17 protein-coding genes are annotated in these 18,713 nt (G+C 58.6%); 9 read left to right on the top strand and 8 right to left on the bottom strand.

Annotated elements, in window-relative coordinates:
- Nucleotides 1–6: 6 nt before the first annotated feature.
- Nucleotides 7–1,611: a carboxyl transferase domain-containing protein gene (locus V7730_RS00620; RefSeq protein ID WP_335745633.1), complete on the bottom strand. Its 1,605-nt coding sequence runs from the start codon at nt 1,609–1,611 to the stop codon at nt 7–9.
- A 145-nt stretch (nt 1,612–1,756) separates the two neighbouring features.
- Between V7730_RS00620 and V7730_RS00615 the strand changes: the two genes are divergently transcribed.
- Nucleotides 1,757–2,353 (top strand): OmpW/AlkL family protein, encoded by a 597-nt coding sequence (locus V7730_RS00615; protein ID WP_335745632.1) that lies wholly within the window; start codon nt 1,757–1,759, stop codon nt 2,351–2,353.
- Between the two features lie 29 nt (nt 2,354–2,382).
- Here V7730_RS00615 and V7730_RS00610 read toward each other — a convergent pair whose 3' ends face one another.
- Both V7730_RS00610 and V7730_RS00605 read right to left on the bottom strand, forming a co-directional pair.
- Nucleotides 2,383–3,903: an AMP-binding protein gene (locus V7730_RS00610; protein WP_335745631.1), complete on the bottom strand. Its 1,521-nt coding sequence runs from the start codon at nt 3,901–3,903 to the stop codon at nt 2,383–2,385.
- A complete protein-coding gene (locus tag V7730_RS00605; protein WP_335745630.1) occupies nt 3,900–5,063 on the bottom strand; it encodes an acyl-CoA dehydrogenase family protein in 1,164 nt (387 codons plus the stop codon). Before V7730_RS00605 ends, V7730_RS00610 begins: the two co-directional genes overlap by 4 nt.
- Nucleotides 5,064–5,206: 143 nt before the next feature.
- Between V7730_RS00605 and V7730_RS00600 the strand changes: the two genes are divergently transcribed.
- Nucleotides 5,207–5,674 carry a pyridoxamine 5'-phosphate oxidase family protein gene (locus V7730_RS00600; protein WP_335745629.1) on the top strand — a complete coding sequence of 156 codons (468 nt, stop codon included), beginning with the start codon at nt 5,207–5,209 and terminating at the stop codon, nt 5,672–5,674.
- Between the two features lie 80 nt (nt 5,675–5,754).
- Here V7730_RS00600 and V7730_RS00595 read toward each other — a convergent pair whose 3' ends face one another.
- Both V7730_RS00595 and V7730_RS00590 read right to left on the bottom strand, forming a co-directional pair.
- Complete coding sequence (locus V7730_RS00595; protein ID WP_335745628.1) at nt 5,755–6,951, bottom strand: DegT/DnrJ/EryC1/StrS family aminotransferase; 1,197 nt, start codon at nt 6,949–6,951, stop codon at nt 5,755–5,757.
- Nucleotides 6,952–6,954: 3 nt separating this feature from the next.
- A complete protein-coding gene (locus V7730_RS00590; protein WP_335745627.1) occupies nt 6,955–7,626 on the bottom strand; it encodes an HAD-IA family hydrolase in 672 nt (223 codons plus the stop codon).
- 144 nt (nt 7,627–7,770) lie between these two features.
- Between V7730_RS00590 and glmU the strand changes: the two genes are divergently transcribed.
- Genes glmU through V7730_RS00570 form a run of 4 tightly spaced genes read left to right on the top strand, consistent with a single transcriptional unit; the run spans nt 7,771 to nt 12,172 of the window.
- Nucleotides 7,771–9,123, top strand: coding sequence for a bifunctional UDP-N-acetylglucosamine diphosphorylase/glucosamine-1-phosphate N-acetyltransferase GlmU (gene glmU, locus V7730_RS00585; protein WP_335745626.1), 1,353 nt, complete (start codon nt 7,771–7,773; stop codon nt 9,121–9,123).
- A 1-nt stretch (nt 9,124) separates the two neighbouring features.
- Entirely contained in the window at nt 9,125–10,945 is a 1,821-nt protein-coding gene (gene glmS / locus V7730_RS00580) for a glutamine--fructose-6-phosphate transaminase (isomerizing) (RefSeq protein ID WP_335745625.1), read from the top strand.
- On the top strand, nt 10,945–11,502 hold the full coding sequence (locus V7730_RS00575) for a pyridoxamine 5'-phosphate oxidase family protein (RefSeq protein ID WP_335745624.1): 558 nt from the start codon (nt 10,945–10,947) through the stop codon (nt 11,500–11,502). Before glmS ends, V7730_RS00575 begins: the two co-directional genes overlap by 1 nt.
- The gene (locus tag V7730_RS00570; RefSeq protein ID WP_335745623.1) at nt 11,495–12,172 is read left to right on the top strand and encodes a DNA alkylation repair protein; all 678 of its coding nucleotides are present in this window, start codon (nt 11,495–11,497) and stop codon (nt 12,170–12,172) included. Before V7730_RS00575 ends, V7730_RS00570 begins: the two co-directional genes overlap by 8 nt.
- Nucleotides 12,173–12,252: 80 nt before the next feature.
- On the opposite strand, the gene V7730_RS00565 is transcribed toward V7730_RS00570, so the two are convergent.
- A complete protein-coding gene (locus tag V7730_RS00565) occupies nt 12,253–12,816 on the bottom strand; it encodes a hypothetical protein (RefSeq protein ID WP_335745622.1) in 564 nt (187 codons plus the stop codon).
- A gap of 87 nt (nt 12,817–12,903) precedes the next feature.
- Between V7730_RS00565 and moaA the strand changes: the two genes are divergently transcribed.
- Genes moaA through V7730_RS00550 form a run of 3 tightly spaced genes read left to right on the top strand, consistent with a single transcriptional unit; the run spans nt 12,904 to nt 16,231 of the window.
- On the top strand, nt 12,904–13,911 hold the full coding sequence (moaA, locus tag V7730_RS00560; RefSeq protein WP_335745746.1) for a GTP 3',8-cyclase MoaA: 1,008 nt from the start codon (nt 12,904–12,906) through the stop codon (nt 13,909–13,911).
- A 5-nt stretch (nt 13,912–13,916) separates the two neighbouring features.
- Nucleotides 13,917–15,194, top strand: a complete 1,278-nt coding sequence (locus tag V7730_RS00555) for a 3-deoxy-D-manno-octulosonic acid transferase (RefSeq protein ID WP_335745621.1) — start codon at nt 13,917–13,919, stop codon at nt 15,192–15,194.
- The gene (locus V7730_RS00550; protein ID WP_335745620.1) at nt 15,191–16,231 is read left to right on the top strand and encodes a glycosyltransferase family 4 protein; all 1,041 of its coding nucleotides are present in this window, start codon (nt 15,191–15,193) and stop codon (nt 16,229–16,231) included. Before V7730_RS00555 ends, V7730_RS00550 begins: the two co-directional genes overlap by 4 nt.
- 60 nt (nt 16,232–16,291) lie before the next feature.
- On the opposite strand, the gene V7730_RS00545 is transcribed toward V7730_RS00550, so the two are convergent.
- Both V7730_RS00545 and V7730_RS00540 read right to left on the bottom strand, forming a co-directional pair.
- Nucleotides 16,292–17,455, bottom strand: coding sequence for a M20 aminoacylase family protein (locus V7730_RS00545; RefSeq protein ID WP_335745619.1), 1,164 nt, complete (start codon nt 17,453–17,455; stop codon nt 16,292–16,294).
- Nucleotides 17,456–17,532: 77 nt separating this feature from the next.
- A complete protein-coding gene (locus tag V7730_RS00540; protein WP_335745618.1) occupies nt 17,533–18,699 on the bottom strand; it encodes a M20 aminoacylase family protein in 1,167 nt (388 codons plus the stop codon).
- Between the last annotated feature and the right edge of the window lie 14 nt (nt 18,700–18,713).

Here is an 18,713-nt window from a genome sequence, read left to right as displayed (position 1 = left end):
TCCTCCTCACATCCGGAACACGCCGAACTTCGTCTGCTCGATGGGTGCATTTAGGCTGGCGGACAGGCTCAAAAATAACGTGTCGCGGGTTTTACGTGGGTCAATAATCCCGTCATCCCAAAGCCGTGCAGAGGCATAGAGCGGGTGAGACTGTTCTTCAAACATGTCCACGGTGGGTTGTTTGAAGGCCGCTTCTTCCTCGGCGGACCAGCTTCCGCCCTGCCGCTCGATGGCGTCGCGCTTGACCGTGGCCAAAACGCCTGCCGCCTGTGCGCCGCCCATGACAGAGATGCGTGAATTCGGCCAAGTCCACAGGAAACGCGGGCTATAGGCACGGCCCGCCATACCATAATTGCCAGCCCCGAAAGAGCCGCCCACCAGCATAGTGATCTTTGGCACATTGGTACAGGCCACGGCTGTCACCATCTTGGCGCCATGACGCGCGATGCCCTCGTTTTCATATTTGCGGCCGACCATGAAACCGGTGATGTTTTGCAAGAAGACCAGCGGGATACCGCGCTGCGAGCACAGCTCGACGAAATGCGCACCCTTTTGTGCGGCCTCGGAAAACAGGACGCCATTGTTGGCAACGATCCCGATGGGACAGCCTTTCAGATGGGCAAATCCTGTCACCAGTGTTTCGCCAAAGCGCGACTTGAATTCGTCAAAGCGGCTGCCGTCTACCGTGCGGGCAATCACCTCGCGGATGTCGTAGGGCGTACGCAGATCGCCGGGTACCACGCCAAGGATTTCGGCCGGGTCATAGGCCGGCTCTTCTACGCTTTCCCACTGTACAGTGCTTGGTTTGGCGCGGTTCAGATAGCCAACTGCACGCCGCGCAAGGCTCAGCGCATGGGCGTCATCCTCAGCCAGATAATCAGCCACACCGGACAGGCGCGTATGAACATCGCCGCCGCCCAGATCCTCAGAACTAACAACCTCCCCCGTTGCGGCCTTTACCAAGGGCGGACCGGCAAGGAAGATCGTGCCCTGCTCTTTCACGATGATCGTCACATCCGACATCGCGGGCACGTAGGCTCCGCCCGCCGTGCACGATCCCATGACCACAGCGATCTGCGGGATGCCCTTCGCGCTCATCCGCGCTTGGTTATAGAAAATCCGGCCAAAGTGGTCGCGGTCGGGGAAAACCTCATCCTGATTGGGCAGGTTCGCGCCACCGCTGTCCACTAGATAGACACAGGGCAGGTTGTTCTCTTCGGCAATTTCCTGTGCACGCAGGTGTTTCTTTACCGTCATCGGGTAGTAGGTGCCGCCCTTCACGGTGGCATCATTGCAAATCACCATCACCTCATGGCCATTCACCGTGCCAATCCCCGCGATCACGCCCGCGCAAGGCGCCGCGCCACCATACAGACCATGGGCCGCAACCGCTCCCACTTCCAGAAACGGGCTGCCGGGATCAAGCAGGTTCGCCACACGTTCGCGCGGCAGCATCTTGCCACGGCTCAGGTGCCGATCACGCGATTTCTCTCCGCCACCAAGGGCAGCCGCCTGCGCTGCTTCGCGCACCTGTGCCAGCGCCTCAAGATGGGCGGAAGTGTTGGATTTGAATGCGTCCGATGAGGGCAATGCCTGGGATATCAGTTTCATGGCCGTCCTTTCATGCTGCAATTGCAGAATAGTAAGTAAGTGTCTGTATTTTCACGCAAAAGCGCATGAAACTTTGATCTGAATCATAGTGGAGTTCTGCAACGCGGCGCAAAACAGGCGTATTAATAAGATTGGGAATAGAATCATGAAAAACACACTCATCGCACTCGTGATCGCCGCTGCCGCCGCGACCTCCGCCTCCGCACAATCGCGAGGGGATTTCAACCTTGGTCTGGGTATTGCCTCTGTCATGCCAAAGTCCGGCAACGGCATGCTGGCTGGCGGTGAAGCCAACATCGGCAACGACATTCGTCCGACCATCACAGCGGAATATTTCCTGCGCGACAATTTGGGTCTTGAGCTGCTTGCTGCCACCCCGTTCGAGCATGACATCCACATCAAGGGCATCGGGTTCGCCGGAACGACCAAGCACCTGCCGCCCACTGTCTCGCTCAACTATCACTTCCCGACCAACAGTGCGTTCAAGCCCTACGTCGGTGCCGGTTTCCAATACACCGCGTTCTTCCAAGAGGCATCTCCGCTTGGCACGCTTGAACTGGAGGACGGCTTCGGTCTGGCTGTTCAAGTGGGCATGGACTACCAGCTGGCGAATGGTTCGGCCCTGCGTGCCAACCTGCGCTGGATGGATATCGACGCCAAAGCCACCCTTGATGGCGCTGACATCGGCACCGCCGAGATTGATCCCTACACTCTGAACCTGGCCTACGTCATCAAGTTCTGAGGAGTGTTTTAACGCTGCAGGAGGTCGCATCACGGTGCGCCCTCCATCATTGCACGATGCTTGAGCTCGCGACGGATAACCTTGCCAGTCACCGTCATTGGCAGAGCGTCTAGAAATTCGATTTCTCTGGGATAAGAATAGCTTGCCAGCCGCTCCTTAACCCATGACTGAAGCTCAGCGGCGCTTGTTTCAGCGCCTTGCTTCACGACCACGTAAGCTTTCACCACTTCGGTGCGCAGCGCATCCGGCTTGCCGACCACACCGACAGTTGCGACCGCAGGGTGGGTCAGCAGACAATCCTCGATCTCTGAGGGACCAATGCGGTAACCGCTGGAGGTGATCACATCATCCTCCCGTCCGACAAACCGCAGAAAACCGATTTCCCAGATGCCACGATCCCCTGTGAGCATCCAATCACCGCGAAACTTCGCAGCCGTCTCTTCCGGTCTTTGCCAATAGCCAAGCATCATAGACGCAGCACCCTTGCGCACCGCGATGTCGCCCTCGCCGTCCGTCGGCGCATCACCGTCAAGCACAACGATTTCAAATCCTGTCACCGGCTGGCCAATGCAGCCGCCCCGCGCAGCAAACGCCGCGCCACAGCTGCTGGCGACCATGTTGCATTCGGTCTGGCCGTAAAACTCGTTGATCTGCACGCCCAGCGCTTCGCGACCCCACGCTAGCATCTGCGCGCCCAGCGGCTCTCCCCCGCTTGCCACCGAGCGTAATCCGTCAATCGTTGCGCCTTGCGCCTTGAGCATCCGCAACGCGGTGGGCGGGAAGAATACGTTGCGCACAGCCCCTTTGGCAATGATGCGCTGGCATTCTTCCACATCGAACTTTGCCATCCGCGCGGCGACCACAGGAACGCCCAGCGCCAGCGCAGGCATTGCCACATCGAACAATCCGCCAATCCACGCCCAATCTGCTGGCGTCCAAAGGCAGTCCCCCTCTTGGCCCAGAAAATCATGGCTCATCGCCACACCGGGCAGATGGCCGGTCAACACGCGGTGAGCATGCAATGCACCCTTGGGTGTCCCTGTAGTGCCCGATGTATAGATCAGCACTGCCGGATCTTCTGGACCCGTATTTGCGAAAGGCATTGGAGCGCCTGCCACGCCGATCTCTTCGGCTAGCCAAGGCTCTGCCAATTGCCCCAACAAATCGGCCCCTTCAGCATCCGTCAGCACAATCTCAGCGCCGCTGTCACCCACCCGTGAGGCCAGAGCATCATGCTTGAAGAGCTTGAACAAAGGCACTGAAATCGCACCTATTTTCCAGATCGCAAGGTGAGCCGCCACGCACCACGGGCTTTGGCTGAGCAAAACGCCAACGCTGTCGCCGGGCTGCACGCGCGCCAAAAGCGCACGGGCAATGCCGTCAACCATTTTGCTCAACGCTGCGACGCTTACATCGCGGCGCATGGGTCCCGTCAGATCAATCACCGCCAGCGCATCAGGATCGCCAGTCAGACATTGCCGCGCCATGTTGAGGCGCGCCGGAATGTCCCAGCGCCCCTCTCCATCCAGACCCGGCAGCGCCTGCATCATGACATTGCTGCCATCATCTCGCGACCCACCAGCATGCGCCGGATTTCCGACGTGCCAGCGCCAATCTCCATCAGCTTGGCATCGCGGAAGATGCGCGCCACTGGATTGTCGGAAAGATAGCCCGCCCCGCCCATCGCTTGAACCGCCTGATGCGCCTGCACCATCGCCTGCTCGGACGCATAGAGACAGCAAGCCGCGGCATCTGCGCGTGTCACTTCGCCACGATCGCAAGACTTGGCAACCTCATAGACATAAGCGCGGGCCGAGTTCATGGCAGTATACATATCCGCCATCTTGCCCTGCATCAGCTGGAAGCTACCGACCGGCTGGCCGAATTGCTTACGCTCGGCCATGTAGGGCATGATTTCATCCAAACAGGCGGCCATCAGGCCCAAACCAATACCCGCAAGAACCACACGTTCGTAATCAAGGCCGGACATCAGGACGCGGACGCCTCTGCCTTCCTCGCCTAGAACATTCTCGAACGGGACTTCGCAATCGTCAAAGATCAACTCGGCAGTGTTTGAGCCGCGCATGCCCAGCTTGTCGAAATGCTGGCTGGTGGTGAAACCTTTCATGCTCTTCTCAATCAAGAATGCCGTGATCCCTTTGGAGCCTGCGTCCTTGTCTGTTTTGGCATAGACCACCAGCGTTTCGGCGTCACAGCCGTTGGTGATCCAGTATTTGCTGCCACTCAGGCGGTAGTGATCGTTGCGCTTTTCCGCGCTCAGCTTCATCGAAACTACATCCGACCCAGCGCCTGTCTCTGACATCGCCAGCGCACCGACATGCTCGCCCGAGCACAACTTGGGCAGATATTTTGCCCGTTGTTCGTCCGTGCCGTTGAGGCTGATCTGGTTCACACAAAGGTTTGAGTGCGCGCCGTATGACAAAGAGACAGAGGCACTCGCGCGCGCTACTTCCTCTACCGCGACAGTATGCGCAAGGTAGCCCATACCGGTGCCGCCCCACTTCTCGTCTACAGTCATGCCCAAAAGGCCAAGACTACCCATCTCCTGCCACAGGTCGGCAGGGAACATATTGTCGGCGTCGATGCTTTTCGCCATCGGCCGTACCCGCTCCTGCGCCCAACGGTGCACCGTCTCGCGCAAGGCGTTGACGTCTTCGCCTAAATCAAACTGCATGGTGGCGTTGAACATGGAACTTCTCCCTCGATCCGGATTTATTGAACGCTTGTTCATTACTGACAGAACACAAACCATGCGTCAAGCTTTGGAACTTGCCTGCCTTCAGGCGGGTTGAGGCATCAATACGATCAAGTAGTTATGAAAAGGAGCCTCCCATGGCAGACCTAAACGAAACCTTCTGGAATCGCCTCAGCGATTCCCGCACCGGCATGCTGGGCACTGACACCGCGCCCGCCGCACCCATGACCCACTATGTTGACGCAGAACACCGCGCGCTGTGGTTCATCACCGCCAAAGGCACCAATCTGGGCATAGCCGCTGCAGGTGGCGCATCAGCGCAGTACATCGTCTGCGACTATGACGCCCAACTCTATACCCGCATCGACGGAACTCTGCGCAGTGTTATCGATCGAGCAAAACTTGACGACCTTTGGTCAGTCTTTGCCGCAGCATGGTTCGAGGATGGCAAGCAAGACTACGATGTCGAGCTTATCCGCTTGGACCTGACCGAAGCCGAAGTATGGAGCACAGGAGGTAAATTGTCGTTTTTCCACGAGATTGCAAAGGCAAACCTCGGCGGAAGCAAACCGGACGTGGGCGAACATGGCACCCTGCGGTTCTAAGATCGCTCAGTATGATTGCTGACCGCTACAGCCCTGCGCGCGCGACAAAACAAGATTGTGCGCGCAAGCGCTCCGGCAGGTCAAGCTGCGGATTGATAGATCCGCCCGACTTCTTCGCGAATTATGCGAGCAATCAGTGCGCAATCCTCAAGGCTAAAGGTCAGCGGCACGCGCATGTCGATAATGCCCGCCAGCACTTCATCACTTTCCGGCATTTCCGGGGCCTCTACATAGCGCCAGCTATCATACCGACTGGTAAAGCCCACCGGCTCCGCATTTCCGAACCACTTCAACTCCACACCCCGTGCCGCAGAGCGCGCTAAAAGGTCCTGAACGTCGGCAGCGTCCCAGCCCTCCAACAAAAACTGGATCGACGAGCCAACAAACGTCTCTTCCTCGGGGCGGTCAATTGTCGTCAGGCCAGCGGTACCAGTCAAACCTGTTTCGAGCGCCCGGTATCGTTTGTTCCAACGCGCACATTGAGTGGCCAGATCGGCCAACTGCGGACGCAAAATAGCTGCGCGTAAGTTGTCCATTCTGCCAGAGATATTGGGCGTTTCATAGCGGATCGTTTCGAACGTCTCTTTCGGCGGCCCCGCCAGATGGCGTTCATACAGCATATAGCTGCCAGAATACATAATCGCGCGGGCAGCCACTTCTGGATCGTCCGTAACGAACAATCCGCCCTCACCCGCATTCATATGCTTATAGGTCTGGCAGGAATAGCATCCGACCTTGCCCCATGTGCCCGAAGGCTTCCCGTTCCATGCCGCGCCCATAGTATGCGCGCAGTCTTCGATCACCGTAATGCCTGCGCTATCGCAGATTTCCATCAGGCGCTCCATTTCGCACAGATGGCCGCGCATATGGCTCAGCAGCAGCACGCTGCTCTGATCGGCTTTGGCCCCTAAATCCTCAAGGTCCAGCACCAGTGAGCGGGTCACGCCGACAAAAACCGGTACTGCCCCCACGGCAGCAATAGCCCCCGGCACGGGCGCAAGAGTGAACGCATTCGTCAGCACACGGTCCGTGGGTTTGACACCAACCGCACGCAAAGCTGTGGCCATGGCATACCCACCCGACGCCACCGCAAGGCAATATTTCGCGCCCACATAGACGGCGAACTCCTGCTCCAACAGCACGGTTTCGGCAATCTCTTCACCGGCAGTATTATAGCGATGCAAACGTCCGTGCCGCATCACGGTGACAGCTGCTTCAATGCCCGCTTCGGGAATTGGCTCTTGCTGGGTAAAGCTGCCTTTGAAAACCTCGTCCATCGCTCAGACCTTTCCCAACATCTGCTCCACAATGTATGGCAGATCGCTATAGCTGTGCAAAAGAGCCTCTGGCAACAGGGCCTCCATATCATCCCCTGAAGGCCCAAAGGTCACAAGGATTGATGGCACGCCTGCGTTTCGGGATGTGTTGCGGTCAGTGTCACTATCGCCCACCAGAACGCAGCGCGCGGGATCACCGCCTGCACGGCGCGCGGTCTCGAACAGATGCTCTGGGTCTGGCTTGCGCACAGGAAGGCTATCTGCACCCAGCAGCGCGGCAAAACTGTTCAGCACACCCAGCCGCGTCAGCAGTTCACGTGCAAGGCCTTCTGGCTTGTTGGTGCAGATCGCCACGATATAGCCGCGGGACTTAAGTTCTTCCACCGCGTCCATCGCTCCATCGTAAAGACGTGTATGCGTGTCGATGTCGCGTGCGTAATGCGTCAATAGCTCACCGTAGTATTGATCAATCAGCGGGTCATCTTTCGGACGCCCCATGCGGTCCATGCCCAGCTTGAGCATCGCGCGCCCGCCGCGCAGCGCAGTGCCTGCATCCTTTGAGGGATCCAGAAGGTCCCCTGCGCCCATATCCCGAAAACACGCGTTGGCCGCCGCGATAAGATCACCGCTGGTATCAGCCAGCGTTCCATCCAGATCAAATACCACTGTCTTCATTGCTACCCCCTGAACCCTGCAATAATCCGCCTACTTCGCACCCGATCTTGTTGCAAGCCGCAACGCGAAGTGATCCAGACCGACCTTGCGCGGAGCACCACGTAGGGTAAACAGGAAAAAACTAAAGAGCAGAACGGAAACCAGATGAATACCAGCCTGATCATACTTGCTGCCGGTAAGGGCACGCGGATGAATTCGGAATTGCCCAAAGTGCTACATCCTGTCGCCGGCGATCCGATGCTGGTGCATGCAATGGCTGCCGGTGCCACTTTAGAACCCCAGCACACAGTTGTGGTTGCAGGTCACGGTGCCGAAGCCGTCACGGCAGCGGCACACGCCTATGACGAGACAGCGATCGTGGTCGTCCAGTCAGAACAGCTTGGCACGGCGCATGCGGTTGATCAGGCAAAGAATGCTCTGACAGGCTTCGAAGGTATTGCGATTGTGCTTTATGGCGATACGCCTTTTGTCTCCCCCGAAACGCTGGAACGGATGGTTGAGGCGGCGCAAAATGTTGACGTAGTTGTTCTGGGCTTTGAGGCCGCTGATCCGGGCCGTTATGGCCGCCTGATCCTTGAGGGTAATTCCCTGGAGCGTATCATCGAATACAAAGACGCCAATGAGGCCGAGCGCGCCATCACGCTGTGCAACAGTGGTGTCATCGCCTGCAACAGCGCGCTTTTGTTTGATTTGATCGCTGCGGTCGATAACAACAATGCCTCGGGTGAATACTACCTCACCGACATCGTCGGTCTGGCCCGCGCACGAGGGCTGCGCGCCACCGCCGTCACCTGCGATGAAGCTGAAACACTTGGCGTCAACTCCCGCGCGCAACTGGCCGAGGCCGAAGCCGCGTTTCAGGCCCGCGCCCGCGCAACACTGTTGGAGGATGGCGTCACCCTGCAAGCGCCCGAGACTGTGTACCTTGCCCGTGACACCGTCATTGGCCGCGACACACTGGTTGAGCCGAATGTTGTCTTTGGTCCCGGCGTTACAATTGAAAGCGGTGTGGTCATTCGCGCATTCAGCCATCTGGAAGGCTGCCATGTCTCACAAGGCGCAGTGGTCGGCCCCTATGCGCGCCTACGCCCCGGTGCAGAGCTGGAAGAGAACACCCGCGTCGGCAACTTCGTCGAGATCAAAAACACCGTCGTCGCCGAAGGCGCCAAGATCAACCACCTCAGCTATATCGGCGATGCCTATGTTGGTGCGCGCGCCAACATAGGTGCAGGCACCATCACCTGCAACTATGACGGCGTGATGAAGCATCACACCCATATTGGCGCAAACGCCTTTATCGGATCCAACACCATGCTGGTGGCCCCTGTGCACATCGGCAATGGCGCAATGACGGGCTCTGGCTCTGTCATCACCTCAGATGTGGAAGCGGACGCGCTCGCGTTGTCGCGCGCACCGCAGGTAGAGAAACCGGGCATGGCGCGCAAACTCATGGACATCTTGAAGGCCAAAAAGGCCAGACAGCAGCGGAGCAGCTGATATGTGTGGAATTGTAGGGGTATTGGGCAAGCATGAAGCAGCCCCAATTCTGGTCGAAGCGCTCAAGCGTCTTGAATACCGCGGCTATGATAGCGCGGGTATTGCCACCGTAAATAATGGTATTCTCGACCGCCGCCGCGCTGTGGGCAAGCTGGTTAATCTGGGCGATCTGCTGGTGCATGAGCCGCTGGCAGGCAAATCAGGGATCGGCCACACCCGCTGGGCCACGCATGGGGAGCCTAATGTCGGCAACGCTCACCCCCACCGTGTAGGCCCTGTCGCTGTCGTTCATAACGGCATCATTGAGAACTTCCGCGAACTGCGCGTAGAGCTTGCAGCCTACGGCTGCACCCCTGTCACCGATACCGATACCGAAACCGTGGCCATGCTGGCACAGCATTTCATGTCCGAAGGGCTCAGCGCGCGCGAAGCTGCAGTCAAGACACTGGGCAAATTGAATGGCGCTTTTGCACTGGCGTTCCTTTTTGATGGTGAGGATGATCTGATCGTTGCCGCGCGCAAAGGCTCACCGCTGGCGATTGGCTATGGCGACGGTGAGATGTTTGTCGGCTCGGACGCGATTGCCTTGTCACCAATGACCGACCGCATCAGCTACCTTGATGAAGGCGATTACGCGTTTATCACCCGTGCGGGCTCGCAAGTCTTCACCGCCGCGGGCGCGCCAGTAAACCGCGAAGTACGCACGATCCAGATCAACGCCACCCGGATCGACAAAGCCGGCCACAAACATTTTATGGCCAAAGAAATTGCAGAACAGCCCACCGTTATTGCCGGGGCCCTTACCCACTACCTGAGCAAGTCAGGCGAGATCCGCATGCCCGACCCGCAGATTGATTTTGCAAACGTTGACCGCATTACAATGGTTGCCTGCGGCACGGCCTTTCTGGCCTGTCTGACTGCCAAATACTGGTTCGAACAGATTGCCCGCCTGCCGGTCGAGGTCGATGTGGCCTCTGAATTCCGCTACCGCGAGCCGCCGATCCCTGCCCGCTCTGTTGCGTTGTTTGTCAGCCAGTCAGGCGAGACCGCGGACACGCTGGCCGCCCTGCGCTATTGCGAAGGCAAGGCCGACAAAATCATGTCGGTGGTCAACGTATCGGAAAGCTCGATCGCACGCGAAAGCGATCTGGCGCTGCCAATCCACGCAGGTGTCGAAATCGGGGTTGCTTCGACCAAAGCGTTCACGTGCCAGCTTCTCGTTCTGTTCCTGCTCGCGATCAAAGCCGCCAAAGACCGCGGCGTGATCACCGAGGAAGAGCGTCAGGATCATCTGGCACAGCTTCGCCGTCTGCCTGCCCTGATGGCCGAAGCACTGGACCAAAGCGATGCCATCCGCGAAACAGCGCGCAAGCTGGCAAACGCCCGTGACGTGCTGTTCCTTGGCCGTGGACCGCTCTACCCGCTCGCCCATGAGGGTGCCCTGAAACTGAAAGAAATCAGCTATATACATGCCGAAGCTTATGCTTCAGGTGAGCTGAAACATGGGCCCATCGCTTTGATTGATGAACATGTCCCAGTAGTGGTTCTTGCCCCGCGTGACACGCTCTTCGACAAGACGGTCAGCAACATGCAGGAAGTTATGGCGCGCAAAGGTAAGGTGATCCTGATCTCTGACCGCGAAGGGTTGAACGAGGCCAGTGCAGGGGTCTGGGATACAATCGAGATGCCTGATGTCTCTGATGCGGTCGCTCCGATCCTTTATGCCATCCCCGCCCAGTTGCTTGCCTATCATACGGCTGTTGCCAAGGGCACGGATGTCGATCAGCCCCGCAACTTGGCTAAGTCGGTCACGGTCGAGTAATGGCCAAACAATTCGAGCGGATAGAGGGTGATCATCTTCAATTCATCGAAGCACAGCGCATGTTCTTTTGCGGCACTGCCGCCGCTGAAGGCCGTGTAAATATCTCGCCCAAGGGGATGGACAGCCTACGGGTGCTGGAACCGAACAGGATCATCTGGCGTAACTTAACCGGCTCCGGCAATGAGACGGCGGGGCATCTGGCACAGGTCAACCGCATGACACTCATGTGGTGCGGGTTTGAAAAACGGCCCATGATCATGCGCGTCTATGGCTCTGCGCGCACTCTGCACCCGCGCGATGCGGATTTTGCAACGCTAGACGCGCATTTTGAAGCCTCCCACGGCGCGCGGCAAATCTATGACATGACCGTCGAAATACTCCAAACCAGCTGCGGCTATGCGGTCCCCTTCTTTGACTATGCAGGAGAGCGCGACGTGCTGGCGAAATGGACAGAGGACAAGAGCGTGGATGAGATCGCGACCTACTGGGACACACGAAATCGCACGACAATCGACGGACTACCCACCCACATAATTTCCGAGGCTGACAATGCATGAACCCTATCTGGCCGAGTTGCGCGCGCTGACCGATCCGGAGCGCGCAATTGGCATGCATGCCTATCACAAAACCGACCGTGTCTATCTGGGCCTGACCAACCCGCAGCTGAATGATTTGACCAAAGAATGGCGCGGCGCACTGGACGTGCCAACCCGCGTGGCGCTGGCTGATGCGCTGTGGCGTACCGATATCTTTGAAGCCCGTCTAGCTGCGGCGAAGCTGCTGACACAGGCCCGCCTGCGGCCCGACGACGAGGCCGCTTGGCAACTCATCGTGTCATGGTGTCCCGATTTTGACAGCTGGGCCATTGCAGATCATGCCTGCATGGCAGGGCAAAAGCGTCTGCTGGCAGATCCGTCACGCCTCGACGAGGTTGAGAGTTGGACCCGCTCTGATCACATGTGGACGCGTCGGGCGGCACTGGTAATCACTCTGCCGTGGACCAAACAGAACACGCCAAAACCCGCTGAACTTGAGGCACGCGACCGCATCCTTGGCTGGGCGGCGCGCTATGTGACGGATCACCAGTGGTTTGTCCAAAAGGCCATTGCATGGTGGCTGCGCGACCTGAGCAAACATGATCCCGAGCGCACGCGTGCTTTCGTGGACCAACACGCCGCACAGATTAAACCCTTCGCCCGCAAAGAAGCGCTTCGGCTGCTGAAATGAACGCTGTCGGCCATCCGGTTCATCAAAAGACAAAAGAAGGGCGCGGATTGTTAATCCTGCGCCCTTCTTTTCATCTGTGTTCAACCACCAAGCGTGACTTCAAGCTCTGTCAACTCGGTCAACGAGGCGTCAATCAGGCGCATCGCGGGCAGTGACAAGCGGCTGCCGCCCGTGGCGGGGCCGTCGATGGGGATCAGAGTTACTGCAGAAGATTTGCCATTCGCTTTGTTCGTCACGCGTCCCTTGGTCTCAGTTTTGACCAGCGGCGTTTTGATCCAGAAGCCCGGTTCTGTCGGGCTGCCCAAGCTTGCCACTGTTGTGCCCAGAAATTTGGCGCCTGCATCAGGTGCCGCGGGGGCCGCTGCCTGCTTACGCTGTGCGGTGGTGGTTGTATCCAGCGTCGCTTGCGTATTGGCGGCGCGCGGCGGCGGCGGGGCCGAGGTCAGCACTGGATCCGCAGGCACGCCAGCGATTTCAGCAGACATACCCTCGGACATATCCGAAGCGACGACATCACCTGCGGGCGAAGGCGCGGTTGTGACAGGGGGAGCCGTATCTTCCGGCTGGCCCATCCCAAATTGGGTACAGGCTCCGAGAGCGAAAAGAGCGGCAAAGGCGACGGGGGGCATAGGAAATAATTTCATGGCCATACGTTAATCCAGCTTTGCAGTCGCTCCAAGCCCCTGAAATCAAGCTTGCCCCATCCTCTTTCGGCCTATACCACTTATCCTATGACAGCCCCACTTATAGATCCATTCGCCCGCGCCATCACGTATCTGCGCGTATCGGTCACTGATCGCTGCGATTTCCGCTGCGTTTATTGCATGTCTGAGAACATGACGTTCCTGCCCAAACGTGAATTGCTCACGCTGGAAGAACTGGACCGGATGTGTTCGGCCTTTATCGGTCTGGGCGTTGAAAAGCTGCGCATCACCGGCGGAGAGCCGCTGGTTCGCCGTGGCATCATGACCTTCTTTGACGGCATGAAACGGCATCTGGATGCGGGTACCCTGAAAGAACTGACGCTGACCACCAATGGCAGCCAGTTGGAAAAATACGCAAAAGACCTTTACGCCGCTGGCGTGCGCCGCGTGAACGTTTCGCTGGATACATTGGACGAAGGCAAGTTTGCCGAGGTGACCCGTTGGGGCCGCCTGCCCCAAGTGTTGCGCGGAATTGATGCTGCACAGGCTGCGGGCCTACGCGTAAAGATAAATGCGGTCGCTCTGAAAGGTTTCAACGAGCCCGAGCTGGCGCAGATCACCAAATGGTGCGCAGAGCGCGACATGGACCTTACATGGATCGAAGTCATGCCGATGGGCGACATCGGCAACGAAGACCGGCTTGACCAGTACTGGTCGCTCAAAGATGTGCGGGCGGCCTATACCGAACACTACACCGTGACTGATTTGGCCGAAAATTCTGGCGGGCCTGCACGCTATGTGCGCCTTGAAGAGACAGGTCAGAAGATCGGGTTCATCACGCCGTTGAGCCACAATTTCTGCGAGAGCTGCAACCGTGTGCGCCTGACATGCACCGGTGAGATTTACTTGTGTCTGGGTCAAGAAGACAGCGCCGACCTGCGCGCGCCCCTGCGGGCACACCTGAGTGATAATGGCCCGCTCGAAGATGCCATTCGCGCGGCGATCAATCTCAAACCCAAGGGCCATGATTTCGACTATTCCCGCCAGACCGCAGGCGGACAGATGCCCCGTCATATGAGCCACACAGGCGGCTGAGGCCCATGCGCACGCCACTGCTCTACAGGGTCTATGTCGTGCTGAGCATGGCTCTGGTGCCTTTTGCCGCGCATCTGGCAATCAAAAAACTGCGCAATGCCGATGTGACCGTTCACCGCGCACATGAGCGTTTGGGCCAAGCGACAGAGAACCGCGCAGATGGTACGCTGATCTGGTTTCACGCAGCCTCTGTCGGGGAAAGCCTTTCGGTGCTGGCCTTGATAACCCGCATGGGCGTCGCCTTGCCTCAGGCTCATTTCCTGATCACTTCCGGCACGCCAACTTCTGCCGCGCTGATTGCCCAACGCATGCCGCCACGCTGTGTGCACCAATTTGCACCGCTCGACGCGCCCGGCCCGCTCAAACGGTTCTTGCGTCATTGGCGCCCTGATGCCGCGATCTTTGTAGAAAGCGAGCTGTGGCCACAGATGCTGCGCCGCACCTACGCGAGCGGGACTGCAATGGCGCTGGTCAACGCGCGCCTGTCTGAAAAGTCACTGCGCGCTTGGGCCAAACGTCCGCGTCTCGCCACCTATCTGCTAGAGGTGTTTGACCTCATCCTCACCCAGAACGATGCGATGGCAGAGGCAATGGTGCGCATCCATGCCCCCGCCCCAAAGGTAGCTCGCGGCCAAAACCTCAAGTCCTTTGCAGGGCCGTTACCGCGCGATGAGGATCTGATTTTTGACGCACGCGCGGCTTTGGGTCACCGGCCCGTGTGGATTGCAGCCTCCACCCATACGGGCGAAGAGCAGATTGCCCTCACCGCTCATAAAAAGCTGCTTGAGACGCATCCCGATCTACTGCTCATCCTTGTCCCGCGACACCCAGAACGCGGAACAGAGGTGGCGCAGCTCATCGCTGATGCGGGGATCGAGTACACTTGCCGCAGTCGAGGCGATATGCCAGCAGGCGAGGTCTATCTGGCAGATACATTGGGAGAGCTGGGAAACTGGTTCGCGCTGAGCGAGATCGTCTTTCTGGGCGGCTCCCTTCTACCTATTGGCGGTCACAATCCGTTCGAGGTCGCGCAATCGGGGGCCACTGTGCTGTCGGGCAACCATGTCTTTAACTTTGCCGAAACCTATTCAGCGATGGAGGCCGTCGGTGCTGCGCGGCTGGTGGCTGATGCCGACGATCTAGCAGTAAAAGTCGACAACCTTCTGCGCGACAGCCATAGCCGCGACAAGGCCGTGACCGCCGCCAAGGAATTCGCGCAAGAAGAGACTGGCAAGCTTGATACAATCGCCGCCCGCCTGATCAAAGCACTGAGGCTTGTATGACCAAACGCACCCCGATTGACGTGATTGCTCCCAATTTCAAACGCCGCCTTTCAGGGGTGACGGCCACGGTGGTGCGTCTGGTACCTGTGCAGGCACGCTACATCGCCATTGTGGCCGTCGGCCCTGTGCTGCCCGCCCATGTGCCGCAAATCCCGCTGTCGTCGCTGCTTACCCTGCCCCGCAAGCACCTGCGTGTCTGGCACGCGCGCCGCAACGTGGAGATGATTGGCGGGCTTGCGTTGAAGTACCTGTTGGGCAAACGGTTCAAGTTGATGTTCACTTCTGCATCCCAGCGCAAACAATCAGGGCTAACGCGGTGGCTGATCCGGTGCATGGATGCCGTGGTCGCAACTTCTGACAAAACTGCCGCCTATCTTGAGGTGCCCGCCACAGTCATCATGCACGGCATCGACACAAAGACTTTCGCCCCCTCGCAAGACCGCATAGCGCTGCGCGCGCGCATGGGGTTACCCACCACAGGGCCGCTGATCGGGTGCTATGGCCGTATCCGCGCACAAAAAGGCACCGATGCTTTTGTGCATGCGATGATTGACGTGTTGGGAAAACATCCTGATGCAACCGCCATCGTCATGGGCCGCGCCGTGGGTGAAGACGAAGCCTACCTGAAAAACCTTAAACAGGACGTCAAAAATGCGGGCCTCGCAGAGCGCTTCCTGTTCAAGCCAGAGGTCCCCACCGATGCGATGGCCGACTGGTACGCTGCGCTGGACCTTTATGTCGCGCCGCAGCGCTGGGAAGGGTTTGGACTTACCCCGATTGAAGCGATGGCCACAGGCTGTCCCGTCGTTGCCACCCGCGTCGGCGCGTTTGAACAATTGGTGCAGGAAGGTGTCACAGGCACATTGGTAGACGCAGATGACATCCCGGCCCTCGCAAATGCTACGGGCGCCGCCCTATCGGACAAAGCGCGTTTGAGCGCATGGCGCGCAGCCTCGCGCGCGCATGTGCTAGAGAGCTTTTCAATCGAGTCTGAAGCACAGAGCCTGATCGCGATCTACAGACGCCTTCTGGCGTAACGCTCCAACCCAGACCGGAGAGTATCAGGGGAGCTTCACGGCCCCCCCTGCTATCCCTCTTCAGTTCACAGGCATCCGCTGCTCAACGATCCCTGCCCACCAGCTACAGCCAGCCGGAATCACGTCATCGTTAAAGTTATATAGCGGATGGTGGACCATTGCGGTGTCGCCATTGCCCACAAGAATATACGCACCAGGCCGCTCTTCGAGCATGAATGCGAAGTCTTCGCCGCCCATCACCAAGGGTGCTTCGTCGCACTCGCCTGCCACGCTGCGCGCGACGTCTGCGGCAAAAAGTGTCTGTTCTTCGTGGTTGACCATCACCGGATAGTTACGCTCATACGTCACCCGTGCCACGCCGCCCATGGCGGTCGCAATGCCGGAACAAATCTCGTTCACGCGCTTGTCGGCCAGATCACGCAGTTCCAGTGACATGGTGCGTACGGTACCTTTCAGGGTCACCTTCTGCGGGATCACGTTGTAGGCGTTCGATGACGTCTCGAACGAAGTGATCGAAACAACAATGTTACCTACCGGATCAGCATTGCGGCTAACGATGCTTTGCAAGGCGGTCACGATCTGAGAGGCGATGACGATGGGGTCAATAGTCTCGTTCGGTTTGGCTGCGTGGCCGCCCAAGCCCTCGATCTCGACGTCCAGCAAATCGGTTGCGGCAAAGAAGGGACCGGGGCGGATGGCAAAGCTGCCGGGCGCCATGCCGGGCCAGTTGTGCATACCGTAGACTTCCTGAATCCCCCAGCGATCCATCATTCCGTCTTTACACATCTCACGGCCCCCGCCGCCACCTTCTTCGGCGGGCTGAAAAATAACCACTGCCGTGCCGTCGAAGTTACGAGTCTCGGCCAGATATTGCGCTGCCCCAAGCAGCATCGCCGTGTGCCCGTCGTGGCCACAGGCGTGCATTGCGCCATCTGTTTTTGAGCTATACTCAAGCCCTGTTTCCTCATGGATCGGCAGCGCGTCCATATCCGCGCGCAAGCCAACTACTTTGCCCGAAGCAGTCTCCCGCCCTTTGATCACGCCGACAACACCAGTGCGCCCGATGCCCTCGACGACCTCGTCACAGCCAAACGCGCGCAGCTTTTCAGCGACGGTTGAAGCAGTCCGATGCGTCTCGAACAGGATTTCGGGGTGTTCGTGCAGATCACGTCGCCACGCGGTGATGTCTGTGTGCAATTCGGCGAAACGATTCTTGACGGGCATGTGGGGATTCCTTTGTGTGATGAGGGGTTTGGGCGGAGCCTAGCCAAGTGTAGGCCCCGCCGCCAGAGGGTGCGGCATCACGTCAGCGGCATGCGCCGTTCTACCACCTCGGCAAACCACGAACAGCCTGCAGGGATCGCCTCGTCGTTGAAGTTGTATTCGGGGTGGTGCACCGTGGCCCCCCCGCCGTTGCCAAGCATGATATACGCGCCGGGGCGTTCTTCGAGCATGTACGAGAAATCCTCGCCCGCCATGATAGGGGGCGTGTCACAGTCCACGCCGGGGGTCACGACTTCGGCGGCATCGGCAGCGAAATCGGTATGATCGGTGTGGTTGACCGTGGCGGGATAGCCCCGCTCGTAATTGATCTCAGCCACACATCCGTGTGCCCGCGCGGTGAGGCCCACAATTTCTTCTAGCCGTTTTTGCGCCAGATCGCGCACGCCGCCATCAAGTGATCGAACTGTGCCGCCCAAGCGCACGCGGTGCGGGATGATGTTGAACGCTTCACTGTCAGAGCGCATCATACAAACCGAAACCACAACCTGTTTGAGAGGGTCCACATTCCGGCTAGCGATGGATTGCAGCGCCAGCACGATATGGGCCGTCGCTACATTGGGATCAATCGCCTCATGCGGGGCCGCTGCGTGGCCGCCCTGCCCTGTGATGGTGATTTCAAAGTCGTCTGTGGCTGCCAGCAGCGCGCCTGACCGAATATGAAAGCTGCCCACATCTGCGCCTGGCATATTGTGCAGCCCATAGACCTCGTCAATGCCCCAACGCTCCATCAGACCGTCTTTGCACATCTCGCGGCCGCCGCCGCCGCCCTCTTCGGCAGGCTGGAAGATCAGCACAACCTTACCGTCAAAATTGCGAGTCTCGGCCAGATATTGCGCAGCACCCAGCAGGATCGCGGTGTGGCCATCATGTCCGCAAGCGTGCATTTTGCCCGGGATCTTTGACGCGTATTCCAGCCCTGTGGCTTCTTCGATCGGCAGCGCGTCCATGTCCGCGCGCAAGCCAATGGCGCGTCCGGATCCGGTGTTGCGCCCTTCGATCACAGCGACAACACCGGTCCGACCGATGCCAGTTGTGATGTCGGTGATGCCAAAACTGCGCAGCTTTTCCTCAACAAATTTGGCGGTCTCGTGTACGTCGAATTGCAATTCAGGGTATTGGTGCAGATGCCTGCGCCATCCTGTGATCTCTGCATGCATGTCAGCGAAGCGATTCTTGATCGGCATGGTTATAGTTCCTT

Source organism: Sulfitobacter sp., from assembly GCF_036961165.1.
In the GTDB taxonomy this organism is placed as follows: Bacteria; Pseudomonadota; Alphaproteobacteria; order Rhodobacterales; family Rhodobacteraceae; genus Sulfitobacter.
The sequence above is the reverse complement of the archived record's forward strand: the minus strand, read 5'-3'. Positions and strand labels throughout refer to the sequence as shown.